Genomic DNA, 15,435 nt, shown 5'->3' on the forward strand with positions numbered 1-15,435 from the left:
ATTATTGCATTCAAAAACAGCTTGTATACCCGTAACCAGATACACAAGCTGTTGTGATACATTAATTATTTAACTGGATCTTCACCTATAATTCGTACTTCTCGTTCCAATGCGACACCAAACTTCTCTTTTACAGAAGCCTGCACAAAATGAATCAAATCAATATATTCTTCCGCAGTAGCATGATCCTTATTGACGATAAACCCGGCGTGCTTTAATGAAACCTGTGCACCACCAATTTGCTTCCCTTGTAACCCACTATCCTGGATGAGTTTACCCGCAAAATACCCCGGCGGGCGTTTGAATACACTACCACATGAAGGATATTCGAGTGGTTGCTTGGACTCCCGTTTAAACGTCAGGTCATCCATTACAGCTTTTATTTCATCGTACTCTCCATTTTTCAATGCAAAGGTTGCTTCAAGCACAATATAGCCATGTGTTGGTATATTGCTTGTGCGATAGGATAAATCAAGTTCCGCAGCGGTGAGCGTGCGCAGTTCTCCTTGCTGATCCACGACAACGGTACTAACGAGCACATCTTTGATTTCTCCACCATAGGCACCTGCATTCATGTACAACGCACCACCGACGGAGCCCGGAATTCCACAAGCAAATTCTAAACCAGTCAGTTTTTGCTGCAGTGCCTCTCTGGAAACATCAATAATTCTTGCACCACTCTGCGCAACAATGGATTCACCATTCGTTTGTATAGAACCAAGCTTATACAAATTCATCACAATACCGCGTATACCACCATCCTTTACAATAAGGTTGGAGCCATTTGCCAACAAAGTGAATGGTATGTGATGCTTGTTTGCATATTTCACAATTGCTTGCACTTCTTCATACGTTTCTGGTGTTACAAAATAATCAGCCGCTCCACCCAATCTGGTGTACGTATGCTTATGCAGCTGCTCATCTATCAGCACATTATTCTTAGATGTCAAACCGATTAGGTCTAAATACGTCTGTTGACTTGCCACTAAAAATCATTCCTTTACCATTTTCCTTCGTTCATATGAATGAAACGAAGCCATCTTTATCATTTTAAGGGAAGAAGGCCTATCCTGTCACGATAAATCCTCTGATAATTCATCCTCCGATAAAAAATCATAAACTGCTTGATCGACCTGCAGACTCTCATGCAAATCACTATGCCCAAGATTCGGATCTGTAATCATGATTTCCTGTAACTGGTTTGCAGGAACAATCTTTTCTAATGATTGTATGCTCTCAACAGTCGTTACAGAATCCCCTGTACTTCCAATGCTTAAAACCTTTACTTGCTCCGGGAATGCCGTTTGATTTGCACGCAAAAGCTCTAACGAAGCTGATTCCCTTTTTAAGTCTTCTGCTGCGGCATCCTGATGAATCTGGAAGTAGGCTTGATTATAAATGCCATCAAATGGACTTCCAAGCACGACTAAGCGATCCACCGCTGGGTATTGATCACCCTGACTATATTCCGAGGTATATTTTACAGAGACAATTCCTCCCATGGAATGACCAACCAGATGAATGGAATCTACGTGATGTACTTCCTTTAAATGCCTCAATACCTTTGCTAACCATTCGGTTGTATCCTGGAATGAAGCTCGATTATTTTCAAAAATCACTTGGACAAAAGCAGGCTTCCCCTCTGCTTTACCAAGATATGTTGTTTTTAGTTTTCCTTTTGGAGTAACACGGTATATTAAAGCTTTTTTTCCCCAATTCTTATTTTCAAAACGGGTTAACATATTTCCAAACGAATTGGCAGTCCCTTTATATCCATGCACAAAAACGATTGGACGCTCGATTTGCTTCGACCTTGCCTCAGAAGGCATATTCAGCATGGCAATAAACACAGAGCCAATTAACAAACTAGCAACCAGCACCAAATATTTCTTTTTCAGCTTATTTCCCTCTCTCTGTTGCCAAGCGGAACCCCACCTGTTGCTTTTCATTTCTATCTTCTTACAGTATAGCATTTTATTTGGAAAAACTGGTGTTAAAAAAGTATAAATTCCTTGAACAACTACGGGCAAAATTAACCCTCTATAATTGGTGCTCCAGTATGTCATGTAAAGCAATGGTGTAAGCTAAGTATGCCACTTACCAGGTGTGGTGCTGACACTCGTTCCAACGAAAATCTTAAACTACCAGTTGAGTTTAATTTGTATAGAGGATTGGTAAAATTTTTAACTCAAATAGCAAGTGAGGTGAATTTTACAAGGATATCAGCGGATTTTTTGACTCAAACGCTAAGTGAGTTTAATTTCAAGAGGGGATCAACTGATTATTTAAGTCAAATGCAAAGCGAGAGTCTCATTTTTACAGGAGAGTCATTTATCATGTTCGCGCGTGAAAAAACCTGTAGATGGGATGCCCCCTTCTACAGGTTTTACAATGCTTAGATTTTCTTTTCGATTTTAGCGTCTTTTTTCCATTCTTCCAGCTGTGCTTGAAGGGATTCATTTTTCTTTTGGTTTTCCAGTGATTCTTGAATTTGATCCTTCAATTTGTCATATGATTCTATTTCTTCATTTTGCTCTTTTAGCTGATCATACATTTCTTTTGTTTCTTTTTCCGTTACTTTTTCATACTCCAGCTTTTCATCCATATACTTTTCTAGAATGAGGCCGAATTTCAATTGATCTTGAAATGCATCTTCTGTTAAGCCATATTCCTCCAGATAAGCAGTGAGCTGTTCTTCATTTTCTTTTTTCAGCTTATCCAATTCCTTCTTGGCTTGTTTCTCCGATACTTCAATTCCCTCTTTAGCAGCTTGCTGTTTCACCAATTCTTGGGCGATTAATTCATCCAAGGCATAGTCTTTCACAGCATCTTTGTCGCTAACATCCTGTCCATATTGATGCATTTGTGTTTTTGTTTGGGCATATACCGCATTATACAATAAACCTTTTACTTCACTGTCGTTAATTTGTGCAACAATATCATCTTCAGCGACTTTTTCATCATCGCCAATGGTTAGCTCTTGTTGCTCTTGTTGTTCTTGTCCTTCATCCTTATCCTTACTTGCGTCTTTATCCTTGTCTTTATCGCTTCCACTGCATGCAGCCAATCCGATTGCCAAACCTATTGACAGCATCAGTAGCATTATTTTTTTCATCATTCCATTAACCCCATTTCTCAAAACAGTATGTCTCTATTCAACCATATTTCAACCCTCTGTTGCAAACGTTTCTATGTACTACATAGCTATTAAATCCTATCACTGTACATTTTATAGCTAATAGTTAAAGTTACATGACATTTTAGCAGAAATTTCCCACACTTTTTCCACATTTAGATGTTTCGATATTCTGCTCTTAATAATAGAAAATCGACAAGGCCGCAAGACAGCATTGTCGATTTTTTTTCAAATAACATTTGAATGTCTTATTATTTTAGACTTGCATCAATTTCATTAATCATTTCTTGGACGGACTGTAACCCACCGCCAGAAAGATACCAGTACTCTGGGTTCAAGTAAGTTATGTTCTCTTCCTTGTATGCCTTCGTATTCTTCACAAGATCGTTTTCAACAACCTGCTTCGCGGAAGACTCGCCGCCTACAACAGCAGTACGGTCCACTACATATAATAAATCTGGATCCTTTTCCACAACATATTCAAACGTAACATTCATACCGTGTGTGGATGCTTCAATATCTTCATCTACTGCCGGTACACCAAATACATCATGAATAATTCCGAATCGGGATTGTGATCCGTAAGCACTGATTTTATCATCATTAGCCAAAATAACAAGCGCTTTTTGATCATTTTCCGTTGCTTTTTCTTTCAATGCTTCGATAGACGCTTTAATCTTATCTTCTTCTGCTTTTACTTCATCTTCTTTATCAAAAATTTGGCCAAGTACTTCAAGGTTCTCATGGAAGGAATCCATATATCTTGTTGTATCTACACCCATATAAATCGTTGGTCCAAGCTTTTTCAATTCATCATACACACTGGATTGACGGCCAGAAATAATAATCAAATCCGGATCAATTTCAGCAATTTTTTCCAAGTCAGGTTCTTTTAAGCCACCAACATTTTCATACTTATCATCTTCATACTTACTCAAATAAGATGGAACTGTTCCAGACTTAGGAATACCAACTACTTCTACGCCTAACTTATCTAAGCTGTCTAGTGTACCATAATCAAAGACAACTACTTTCTCAGGGTTTTTGTCTACATCTGTTTCCCCAAGCTCATGCTTTACTGTAATTGTTTCTTCTTCCTGTGCAGCATTATCATCTGCATTACTGCCTTCTTCTTTATCGTTGGACTTGTCTGAACCACAAGCAGCCAGCCCAATAACTAACATGCTCAATGCGAGCATCCATAAAAGCTTCTTCATCTAAAAAACTCCTTTTCCATTAAGGTACATTTTATTTGAAAGCACTAATGCTGCAGCACCCAAATGAATGTAATTTGACTTGTCGGGAAAATATATACAGCAAATGAGCCGTTCTTATTTTATGTACTGAGCGCTCAATACATGTAGAATTTTATATGCAATGTATGAAACATCATATTCATTTACCCAAAGAACAAAGTAGGTTAGAATATATATATAAGCGAATTTCCTTTTTATTGATGATTGCCAGGCACGGCATGTTCAATAAAAGGGATTTTTTTGCTTTCTTACTTTGGTTTATGCTGATTCTAATAACCAAAGTAAGAAAAGCTATTTTTTCATTTCTCCCGGAACAACATCCAATTCACATTCGTCTAGGCTTGCAACATTAGCGGTTAAAAATAAACACAAATTCTTTGGTTATCAATATGCTTGATATCGATATCCATATCGTAAATATCGCGTAATACGCATTTGTCAATCACATCACAGGTTCTCCCCTGTTTGACAATCTTTCCATCCTTCAATGCAACAATATGGTCAGAATAGCATGATGCAAAATTTATATCATGGATAACAATTAATATTGTTTTACCTAGCTCATCAACCAAACGGCGCAATGTCTTCATAATTTGAACAGAATGACGCATGTCAAGGTTATTCAAAGGCTCATCCAATAGGATATATTCTGTATCCTGTGCAATAACCATGGCAATATGCGCACGTTGACGTTGACCACCACTAAGCTCATCTAAATATTTATGCTGCATGTCGCGAAGCTCCATATAGTCAATGGCTTCTTCCACCTTATCCCAATCCTCTTTCGTCAATCTTCCTTGAGAGTAAGGGAAGCGCCCAAAGGAAATTAATTCGCGCACCGTTAATTTTAAATTAATAGAATTGGATTGCTTCAAAATAGAAATCTTTTTCGCTAGTTCATTATTTTTCACATGCATGATGTCATAGCCATCAATGGTGATTTCACCTTCATCTTTTGCGATCAGTCGACTAATCATTGAAATCAACGTACTTTTTCCTGCACCGTTCGGGCCAATGAAAGATGTAATAGAACCCTTTTCAATTTCCAGGGAAACATCCTCAATAACCTTCTTTTGATTGTACATTTTAAAGACATTCTTAATTTTTACCATGATTTATTCTCCTTTAACAAAAGATAAATGAAGTAAATGCCACCGATGAAGTTAATAATTACACTTATCGTTGTATTAAAAGTAAATACCTTTTCTACAATAAATTGCCCGCCAAGTAATGCAATAATACTAATTAATATAGAACCGATAATTAAATAGGTATGGCGATATGTTTTTAAGAATTCATAAGCGACATTAACCACTAACAGGCCTAAGAATGTAATCGGACCGATCAGTGCTGTCGCTACAGAAATTAACACAGCTACAACAATCAATAAACGCTTGATGACAAAATCATAGGGCACACCAAGATTGACTGCGTGATCCTTTCCTAATGCAAGTACATCCAAATATTTCAAATACCTTAAGAAGTAAAGGGTAATTAGAATAACAACTACGATGGATAAATAAACCAAGTTCGTATTAACGTTGTTGATACTTGCAAACATACGGTCTTGCGCTACCATAAACTCATTTGGATCAATTAACACTTGCATAAACGATGTAAAGCTTCCAAAGAATGTTCCTAAAATCATCCCGATTAATAGGAGGAAGTATATGTTATTTGACTCTCCCTTAAACAAGATTCGGAAGAGGACAAATGAAAATATAATCATCGCTCCGATGGAAACAAGGTAGTTTAGATTACTACTCATCATCACCAGCGAACGTGAACCAAACACAAAGATAATAACAGTTTGAATCAATAGATATAACGAATCCAGCCCTAGCACACTCGGTGTCAATATCCGGTTATTCGTTATTGTCATAAAGATAGTTGTTGAAAATGCAATGGCTCCACCAGTAATAATAATTGCCACTACTTTAATGATTCTGCGTGGCAAAATGTAACCAATATTACCATGCAAATCATAAAAGATAAATAAAGCTGCTAACAGCACCGCGATGATGGCGAGGATAATTGTCTTTTTCTTATAACCCATATTTCTTTCTCCTCATAAGCAGATAAATAAAGATTGCACTGCCAATTACACCAACGGTTAGGCTGATAGGTATTTCGTATGGATAAATGATAATCCTGCCAATCACATCGCAAATCAAAACGAATATAGCACCTAACAACGCGGTATGTGTCAGGCTCTTCTTCAAATGGTCCCCTTGATAAATGGTAACGATGTTCGGGATAATCAATCCTAGGAATGGAATAACTCCAACAGATAAGACAACGGATGCCGTAACAAGTGCGACAATAACTAAACCTAGATTGACGACCTGCCGATAGTTAAGTCCTAAATTCTTTGCGAAATCCTCGCCCATTCCTGCGATTGTAAATTTATTGGCATATAGAAAAGCAAGTGCCAAAATCGGTATACTTACATACATTAGCTCATAGTTACCTGTCATAATCATAGAAAAGTCTCCCTGCATCCAGGAGGACATATTCTGAATCAAATCATTTTTATAAGCAAAGAAAGTGGACAGTGAACTAATGATGTTACCAAACATTAAACCAACTAGCGGGATGAAAATAGCATCCTTAAACTTGATCTTTTCTAGAATTTTCATAAATACAAAGGTACCCAACAATGCAAAAATAAATGAAATAGAAATTTTTTGTAATGGACTGGCTGATGCGAACATCATCATGGAGACGAGTACACCTAATCTTGCGGAATCAAGCGTACCAGCAGTCGTAGGTGAAACAAACTTATTTCTACTAAGCTGCTGCATGATCAAACCACATATACTCATGCTCATACCAGCTATCAAAATACTGACAAGCCTTGGCACCCGACTAATGTATAAGATTCGTGCCTGGTCTTCTGTTAATGAAAATATATCTAAAGGAGATATATCGGATACGCCAATGAAAACGGATGTAATAGATAAAACAATCAGTGCTAAAACCAAGTATCGTATCTTCATAGTAATTCCTTCTCGTTATTCGAAAATCTAGCGATAGAAACACCCGGGCGGTAAGGTATTGATTTTCTTTGTCATATTCCCCCTAGTTATATGCGACGATAATAACTTTTAAATTAAAATCATTCTAATTAAGAATGAGATTCATTATCAATTAGATACCTAAGTTGAGTATATCATAATTGTGACTTCCGTCAACCAAAATCAGCAAAGAGAACTCGTTTTCCTTAAGCGTTTTCTTGGGTTTTCACTATGCTTAAAGTGAAAAATCCACCTATGGCAATATCTGATAGCATTCATCCCTTTATTTTACTTTTAAAGAAGTTCACAAATTAGACACAAAGCTGCGCTTGGTATGCATTGTATCTATATATGTTGAATTGACTCAACGGCAGGGCAACGTATCTTGCACAAGTAATTTGATTCGGGATATGCGCGTTTTCAGTTAAGACATGCGACTTTGCCTCCAAGACATGCGACTTTGGAATATCGGCGTGCGACCTCAAGTTAACCCTCATGACATACAACCTGGTCCATCAGAATAACCATATTTTTAAACATACAAAAAGGCCCGCTTCAGTTAAGCAGACCTTACGATTCATTCATCTATTGTTTTTTATTTACCCCGCAGCTGTCACCAGTGCAATATCCGGTTTCAGCGGCATCAGAAGTAAAGGATTGAAGCATTGGTTTTTCCTGTTCTTCTTTTCGCACTTTATCGATGACTTGAATAAATGTTTCTACTGGTTGGGCCCCGGAAACTGCATATTTATCATTGAAAACAAAGAAAGGAACACCCTGGACGCCGATTTGCCTCGCGTGCTGTTCATCTGCACGTACATGGGAGGCAAAATCATTGGATTGCAGTAAAGCAATTGCTTCCTTTGCTTGGAGACCAATTTCTTCAGCGAGTTCTCCTAGGACAGTAGCATCACTTATTAACAAGGAATCTGTGAAGTATGCTTTTAACAATCTTTCTGTCATTTCTGCGCCCTTCCCTTTTGAAGCAGCATACTTTGCTAATCTATGGGCGTCAAATGTATTCGTAGGTTTCATCGTATCAAATTGATAAGCGAGCCCTTCTTCCGCAGCTTGTTTACCAACATTTGCATTCATTTCTTGTGCTTGCGCTAAGGACATATTATATTTTTCGGCAAGTACTTCATGCATGTTTTTTCCAGTGTATTTTGATGCATCAGCAGCCAATTCATAGCTTTTATATTCTAGTAAAATGGTTCCATCTTCTGGGAAGTGAGTAAGTGCTTTTTCAAGTCTGCGCTTGCCAATATAGCAAAAGGGACAGACAAAATCGGACCAAATTTGAATTTTCATAAGGACACCTCATTTCTGCCTTATTTTAGCACAGAAATGAACATTATAGTTACTGAAGTGCTTAGGAAAAGGGATTGCACACCCATCCATAAGGTGAAACTTCAATCCGTGGGGGTTTCGCACTTCCCCCACGGATTGTTAGTTGAACCAATCAGGCCTTTACTGGCTGTTGATCCCCCACTTACCATTCTTGTGATCAACAAAAATTATTGCAGTGGGAATCTTACAGCCAGTTAATCTGTGACAAATAATAAAGAGAATCGACGTGGAGCCGACTCTCTTCATCTATGAATAAGCGTTCGATTTCCGATTATTCACCATCATTTAACTGCTATACGTCTGTTGCTCTTGAACAGATCCGTCCGTCGTATAAACGGTAAGCTTGGTTCCTTTGTTTTTGGCAATTTCCCTGGCACGTTTGACTGCTGCTTCTTTTTGTTCGAAAACAGCAGTTGGCTTTTTGGCATGACTTGATTTTACCGCCCAACCATCTTCATGCTTAAGCACCTGCTCACCCTCCTCCAACCGTTCCGGGTTGCTTGCATACTTCTTTCCTTCCTCTGACCGTGTTGTCGGATTGCCGCTAGCTTGATACTGTTCCAACTCTTTTTTACTAGCATTTTTACGCCATTTCTTTGCTTGTTCCATTGCAATAGGTATCGCACGCGATTCATCATAATTTTCATCCACCATTGAATTAGCAATATCAATTGCCTTTTTCTTTGTGATGTCGTCCAAGTTTTTCATGGAATCTGGATAGTCTTTCATGGTCCAAGGCATATGATTCACTCCTTCATGCTTTTGTGTAGCATATACCCTTTTCACACAGTTACAAACAGTTTGAAGTTAAATGAAGTAAAATTGCTATTACACAAATAACTGCTTCAATTGATGAACCATTCTATTCATCGCATATAAACCAAATATCAACCAAAACTGAAACATAATTCAGAGCCCGGATACTGTTTTACTGCCGACATGGAACTTCCCATATAATAAAAAAGCCAAAGCACTTAGGCTTTAGCTCTCTAATAATGATTTTCCCATGATGGATATGCGTTTTGTATTTTTTAATTCGGATAGATTTCTCGCACCGATTCCGAACATGACAATTTTTAGTTCCAGTTCTATCTGTTCCATTTCACGGATAACCGCATCAACGGATTCAGTCGCAGCCTGCAGTAATTTTCTTGCGAAGCCGATCAAGTCCGCACCGATTGTAATTGCTTTCGCGGCATCAACACCTGTCTTCATGCCACCACTCGCTACTATCGGAACTTGACTTAGCTTACTGCGAACAGAGACAATACAATCCTTTGTAGGAATTCCCCAATTATTAAACGCCTCCGCAGCCGCTTTTCTTAATGGGTCCTGTGAGCGCAGTTTTTCTACCTGACTCCACGAAGTACCGCCTGCACCAGCTACATCGATATATGATATACCTGCTTGATATAATTGTTCTGCCACCGTACCATCAATACCAAATCCAACTTCTTTTACTCCCACCGGAACGGTTAGCGTTTTACATAGTTTTTCAATTTTAGGCAGCAGGCTTTCAAAATTCAAATCACCTTCATCCTGAATAACCTCCTGCAGGCTATTTAAATGAAGTACAAGCGAATCCGCTTCCGTTCGATCAACAATTCGTTGTGCTTCTTCTGCACCATAGCCGTAATTCAATTGTACCGCTCCAAGATTCGCAATCAGCGGGACAGTTGGAGCCTGTTTACGAATGAGAAAAGACTCCTGATGCGCATCACTTTCCAATAATGCTCGTGTCGACCCCAACGCAATGGCCCACCCTTTCTCCTCTGCTGCAACCGCTAGATTCTGATTGATCTCAGCAGCCAGCTTGGAACCGCCTGTCATAGAGCTGACCAGAAACGGGGCTTGCAAAGACTTGTTTAAAAAGCTACTTCCAATTTCAATATCATTAAAATTGATTTCTGGAAGCGCATTGTGGATAAAAGCAATACCTTCCAAGCCTGTTGATTGATTGACGCCCTCCACCTGATCTGTAAGACAAAGCCGAATATGCTCTGTTTTTCGTTTATTAATTCCTTCTTCCATTGTCATCACCATTCACTCCATCATCTATTATTAGACACCTTGCTTCAAATTTGAAGGGCTATATCCTTCACATGCTTGAAGGGGGAAGATTTTTCGCTTCATTTAATTAAATCCTTGCTTTAAAACAATGGTACTACCGAGAGGACAGTATCATATTCTCAACGTAACATTAGTGTACTTGTTCTTGGAAAAATAGGAAAGTGAATTGTTTGGGTACTGGAAACAAGCTTAAATGTTTATAATTTAGGAAGAAGACTTTCACAGACCATATTCTTTTCTGTTTCCAAAAAAAGTATGCAGGCTAGCATCCTCACATAAGGATGAAGCCTGCATGGTTAAAATGATCTGGTGGCCATGAATTTCCTTGTATCAATATTTATATAAGTTAGTACGCCGTCCACCCACTGTCCGCGGTGATTGTCACACCGTTTACAAAGCTAGATTCATCAGAAGCAAGGAAAAGCGCAACCGTGGCAATTTCCTCTGATTCTCCTGCACGTGGATTATTATCCGAGCCACTCATAGCACGCCCCATTCCAAAAGCATCTGGCTCCGTCATGGTCGTACCAATATTTGTATTAACGCCTCCTGGTGCAATAGCATTACAGCGAATGCCTTCATTCGCATATTGGAAGCCGACATTCTTCGTTAATCCAATCACCGCATGCTTAGATGCCGTATATGCTGCGCCTGCACGTGAACCGTACAAACCCCCGACAGATGCATTATTGATTATGACGCCACTCTTTTTCTCTAGAAAAATAGGTAATACTTTACGAATCGCACGCATTGGTCCGGTCGTATTTACTGCAATAACCCGCTCCCAAAGCTCATCTGTCACCTTATCTGCAGGTGTAAAATTATCCATAATCCCAGCATTATTAACTAAAATATCGACTGTACCAAATGTATCGACTGCCGCGTCTATCATTTCCGTTACATCCTTTTCCAGCGCCACATTCGCAGCAACTGCAATCCCTTGTCCACCAGCCTGTTCTATTTCTGTCACAACTTCTTTAGCCGTATTTTCATTCAAATCTGAGGCAACCACTTTTGCCCCTTCTTTCGCAAATAATAGCGCAATTGCTTTTCCCATTCCCGAACCAGCACCTGTCACAACAGCAACCTTGTCCTTTAGTCTCATCATTGCACCTCCATTAATATTTGCTAACTTTTTCCACTTTTATTATACCATTGTTCTATATTTTGTTCAATGGTGAGCATGCTTTAAGAATTCATGAAATGTGCTATGATTTATAGACATCTAATAGCACTTTCGAATCGTAGAGGAGGAGGAAGAAATGAAACAAGCAGCTTTGGAATTTGCGACAAAGGCACATGCCGATCAAAAAAGAAAAAACTCTCGTGAAGCTTATATTGTCCATCCAATCCGTGTAGCGGAGCGCCTGGAGCAAGCAGGTTTATCTGATGAGGTTGTGTGTGCAGGCTATTTACACGACGTTGCGGAAGATACCGTTTATGATTTAGAAGACATTGAAGAACGTTTTGGCAAACGGATTACCGAAATTGTTGCAGCACACACAGAAGATAAATCGAAAACATGGCGTGAGCGGAAACAGCATACCATTGATACAGTAAAATCTGCTGAACCTGAAGTAAAGTATTTAATCGTCGCTGATAAACTCGACAATCTTCTTGATGTCGAAAAAGCCCTACAATCACATGGTGAATCAGTTTGGGACAAATTCCATGCTGGAGTAGAACTCCAAAGATGGTACAACGAATCTATTGCAAATCATATGACAGATGGACTGGATCAACAGGATATTCCAGACTTTTTCACAGAATATGCAGAGACAGTGAAAAGGGTTTTTGGTTAAATTACTAACTTCACCCACTGATTGTTAGTTGAACCAATCAGGCCTTTACTGGCTGTTGATCCCCCCACTTACAATGCTTGTTATCAACAAAAACCCTTGATGTGGGGGGCTTACAGCCAGTTAATCTGTGAAAAATAAAACCATCCAGCATCACGCAATTTTTAGCGTAAAACTGAATGGTTTATTTTTACCGATTATTCATTTCTGCAGGATCTGGTCCCTTCCGTTCATTTCGATTGATGCCAGCAATCTCTGCCATATCCGAATCACTTAATTCAAAATCAAATACCTGGAAGTTTTCTTCGATGCGGGACGGTGTCACTGATTTTGGAATAACGATAGATTCCGATTGTAAATGCCAGCGAATAACCACCTGGGCAGGTGTTTTGCCATGTTTTTCTGCAATCCCAACAATGACATCATCCTTCAGCACCTCGCCACCTTGTTGTAGGGGACTCCATGATTCCACATAAATCTGATGTTGTTTACAGAAATCTTTAAGCTCCTGCTGCTGTAAATATGGATGGCATTCAACTTGGTTTACTGCAGGGACAATTTCACATTCATCCAGCAACCGTTGCAAATGTTCAATATGAAAGTTGCAAACTCCAATCGCCTTCACCTTGCCGTCCTTGTATAACTTTTCCAAAGCTTTATATGTGTCTACATATTGATCGAACTCCGGAGTTGGCCAATGAATTAAATAAAGATCAACATAATCCAATCCCAATCTTTTTAAGCTATCCTCAAAAGCCTTTAATGTATTATCGTAACCTTGATCTGCGTTCCAAACCTTTGTGGTAATAAATAGATCTTCTCTCGGAACATCGCTTTTGGCTAGTGCACGACCAACACCAGCTTCGTTTTGATAAACCATTGCTGTATCAATCGAGCGAAAGCCCGTCTCCAATGCTTTCGCAACAGCAGGTGTTGCTTCTTCATCAGGTACCTGCCATACACCATAGCCAAGCTGTGGCATGCGTAAACCATTATTCAAAGTTACATATTGCATAAGATCGCTCCTTTTTCGATAGATGATTTTTCATATTGAAAATTATACGCGTTCCGGCATATGGAATGCAATGAAATGGCTTTCTTTGTTCAAGACTAATATTTCCATTTCTCTCTTGCAAAGCTATAATTTCCTTCATAACGGGTTAGCTTTTTATCCGCTAATAAATAAGTGATGGGAAACAATCGATTTAAAAAATAACGATCATGAGAAATTGCAATAATGGTACCAGGAAATTGTTCCAATGCATCTTCCAGTACTTCTTTAGACGCAATATCCAAATGGTTGGTCGGTTCATCCAGAATGAGTAAATTATGATTTTGATGGACAAGCTGGGCAAGGCGCAGACGCATTTTTTCTCCGCCACTTAATGATTTTACTTTTTGAAAAACAGTATTCCCATAAAAGAGAAATTTCGCCAGAACACTACGCGCCTCTCCCACATCCATATGAACTTGATCCCGGAATTCATCCAAAATCGATTTTTCTTCATCCATTTCCAACACATGCTGCGATAAATAACCGACATGAATATTACTACCAACAGACACTGTCCCTTCATCCGCACTCTCAGCCTGCAGTATCATTTTCAATATGGTTGATTTTCCTGTACCATTTTCTCCAATTAATGCTACCCGCTCTTGAAACCTCACATGCATATTCACCCGCTCCAAAAGGACCTTATCAGCAAAAGCCTTACTTACTTCCTCCAAAACAACAACATCGGTTCCGCTTCTTTTATGCATCTGAAACTGAAGCTTCATTTTATCCTGTTCCAGTATAGGTCGCTTTTTTATCTCTAGGCGCGCCAAAGCTTTTTCCATGCTTTTTGCCCGACGATGTAGACCATCATTTGGCGGGTTCGCTTGATTGGCCCAAATTTTTAACTGCTTGATGGTTTCCCGCATTTTCTTAATTTTCTTCTGCTGATCTTCATACTGCTGAAATTCCAATAGCAAACGCGTTTCTCTTTCCTGAACATATCCGGAATAATTTGTATGATACGTAATCAATTCTCCTTGATCCATTTCCAAAATAGTCGTCACTGTCTCATCTAAGAAATAGCGGTCATGCGACACGATGACAATTGTTCCTTTATATTGGTGGATATATGCTGTAAGCCATTCCAAAGCAACCAAGTCCAAATGATTAGTCGGTTCATCCAAGAGCAATAAATCTGGTTGCTGTAACAATAGCTGTGCCAGCCCAATTTTCGTACGTTCACCACCACTCAACTGATGCCATTTTTTCTGTGCCAAATGCGCGATGTTTAAACCATTCATGATTGTCTTCATTTGCGATTCCATCTCATAACCGCCATCTCGCTGGAACTTTTCCTGTAATAGGCCGTACTTTTCCAGCAGATAATTCAGTTCATCCGCATCTGTTTCCTGTCCCATCGCTATTTCCAATTGATTCATTTCAAGCGCCAATTCATTTAAATCTGAAAAAACCCTTTGCAATAACGAATAAACAACTATATTCTCATCAACTGTTGGCGATTGATGAAGTAAACCTACCGTCAATCCTTTTTTCCAATGAATGATCCCGTCTGTCGGTTCCTTTAATCGAGCAAGTAAATAGAGAAGTGTCGTTTTTCCTTCACCATTCCTGCCAATCAAGCCAATTCGTTCACCAGCTTTTATTTGACAGGTTAAGTGTTCAAAAATAATGTTTGCGCCGTTCGTTTGTTTCACATTCTGCATACTACATACAATCATATTCTCTTCCTCCGATGTGAAGAGACAACACAAAAAAACGACAGAGATACAATCCCCACCGTTTCTTCAAA

Annotated in this window: 14 protein-coding genes; 1 reads left to right on the plus strand and 13 read right to left on the minus strand. The window is 39.0% G+C overall.

The genetic code is table 11. The features are described from left to right. Nucleotides 1-65: 65 nt before the first annotated feature. The 11 genes from murB to DX933_RS01295 all read right to left on the minus strand — a co-directional run bounded on the left by murB (nt 66) and on the right by DX933_RS01295 (nt 11,934). A complete protein-coding gene (gene murB / locus DX933_RS01240) occupies nt 66-986 on the minus strand; it encodes a UDP-N-acetylmuramate dehydrogenase (protein ID WP_123314657.1) in 921 nt (306 codons plus the stop codon). A gap of 87 nt (nt 987-1,073) precedes the next feature. Then, the gene (locus DX933_RS01245) at nt 1,074-2,030 is read right to left on the minus strand and encodes an alpha/beta hydrolase (protein WP_223805835.1); all 957 of its coding nucleotides are present in this window, start codon (nt 2,028-2,030) and stop codon (nt 1,074-1,076) included. 365 nt (nt 2,031-2,395) lie between these two features. Further along, a complete protein-coding gene (locus tag DX933_RS01255; protein WP_123314659.1) occupies nt 2,396-3,118 on the minus strand; it encodes a SurA N-terminal domain-containing protein in 723 nt (240 codons plus the stop codon). 269 nt (nt 3,119-3,387) lie between these two features. Beyond that, nucleotides 3,388-4,353, minus strand: coding sequence for a siderophore ABC transporter substrate-binding protein (locus DX933_RS01260; RefSeq protein ID WP_123314660.1), 966 nt, complete (start codon nt 4,351-4,353; stop codon nt 3,388-3,390). A 395-nt stretch (nt 4,354-4,748) separates the two neighbouring features. After that, nucleotides 4,749-5,504 (minus strand): iron ABC transporter ATP-binding protein, encoded by a 756-nt coding sequence (locus DX933_RS01265; RefSeq protein WP_123314661.1) that lies wholly within the window; start codon nt 5,502-5,504, stop codon nt 4,749-4,751. Next, nucleotides 5,498-6,448 carry an iron chelate uptake ABC transporter family permease subunit gene (locus DX933_RS01270; protein WP_123314662.1) on the minus strand — a complete coding sequence of 317 codons (951 nt, stop codon included), beginning with the start codon at nt 6,446-6,448 and terminating at the stop codon, nt 5,498-5,500. Before DX933_RS01270 ends, DX933_RS01265 begins: the two co-directional genes overlap by 7 nt. Continuing rightward, nucleotides 6,438-7,391: an ABC transporter permease gene (locus DX933_RS01275; protein ID WP_123314663.1), complete on the minus strand. Its 954-nt coding sequence runs from the start codon at nt 7,389-7,391 to the stop codon at nt 6,438-6,440. The genes DX933_RS01270 and DX933_RS01275 overlap by 11 nt, the downstream gene beginning before the upstream one ends. Before the next feature lie 603 nt (nt 7,392-7,994). Beyond that, nucleotides 7,995-8,720 carry a DsbA family oxidoreductase gene (locus tag DX933_RS01280; RefSeq protein ID WP_123314664.1) on the minus strand — a complete coding sequence of 242 codons (726 nt, stop codon included), beginning with the start codon at nt 8,718-8,720 and terminating at the stop codon, nt 7,995-7,997. 324 nt (nt 8,721-9,044) lie between these two features. Next, on the minus strand, nt 9,045-9,500 hold the full coding sequence (locus DX933_RS01285) for a DUF2188 domain-containing protein (protein ID WP_123314665.1): 456 nt from the start codon (nt 9,498-9,500) through the stop codon (nt 9,045-9,047). Nucleotides 9,501-9,740: 240 nt separating this feature from the next. Beyond that, nucleotides 9,741-10,790 (minus strand): type 2 isopentenyl-diphosphate Delta-isomerase, encoded by a 1,050-nt coding sequence (gene fni / locus DX933_RS01290; protein WP_123314698.1) that lies wholly within the window; start codon nt 10,788-10,790, stop codon nt 9,741-9,743. Nucleotides 10,791-11,175: 385 nt separating this feature from the next. Continuing rightward, complete coding sequence (locus DX933_RS01295) at nt 11,176-11,934, minus strand: SDR family oxidoreductase (RefSeq protein WP_123314666.1); 759 nt, start codon at nt 11,932-11,934, stop codon at nt 11,176-11,178. 157 nt (nt 11,935-12,091) lie between these two features. On the opposite strand from DX933_RS01295, the gene DX933_RS01300 reads away from it, so the two are divergent. Next, nucleotides 12,092-12,631, plus strand: a complete 540-nt coding sequence (locus DX933_RS01300; protein WP_123314667.1) for an HD domain-containing protein — start codon at nt 12,092-12,094, stop codon at nt 12,629-12,631. Nucleotides 12,632-12,818: 187 nt separating this feature from the next. Here the strand turns inward: DX933_RS01300 and DX933_RS01305 are convergent, their stop codons facing one another. Both DX933_RS01305 and abc-f read right to left on the minus strand, forming a co-directional pair. After that, nucleotides 12,819-13,643, minus strand: a complete 825-nt coding sequence (locus tag DX933_RS01305; RefSeq protein ID WP_123314668.1) for an aldo/keto reductase — start codon at nt 13,641-13,643, stop codon at nt 12,819-12,821. A 95-nt stretch (nt 13,644-13,738) separates the two neighbouring features. Further along, entirely contained in the window at nt 13,739-15,364 is a 1,626-nt protein-coding gene (gene abc-f, locus DX933_RS01310) for a ribosomal protection-like ABC-F family protein (protein ID WP_123314669.1), read from the minus strand. Nucleotides 15,365-15,435: the final 71 nt, after the last annotated feature.

Origin of the sequence: Ornithinibacillus gellani (assembly GCF_003730295.1) — a bacterium.
GTDB classification, from domain to species: Bacteria; Bacillota; Bacilli; order Bacillales; family Amphibacillaceae; genus Ornithinibacillus_A; species Ornithinibacillus_A gellani.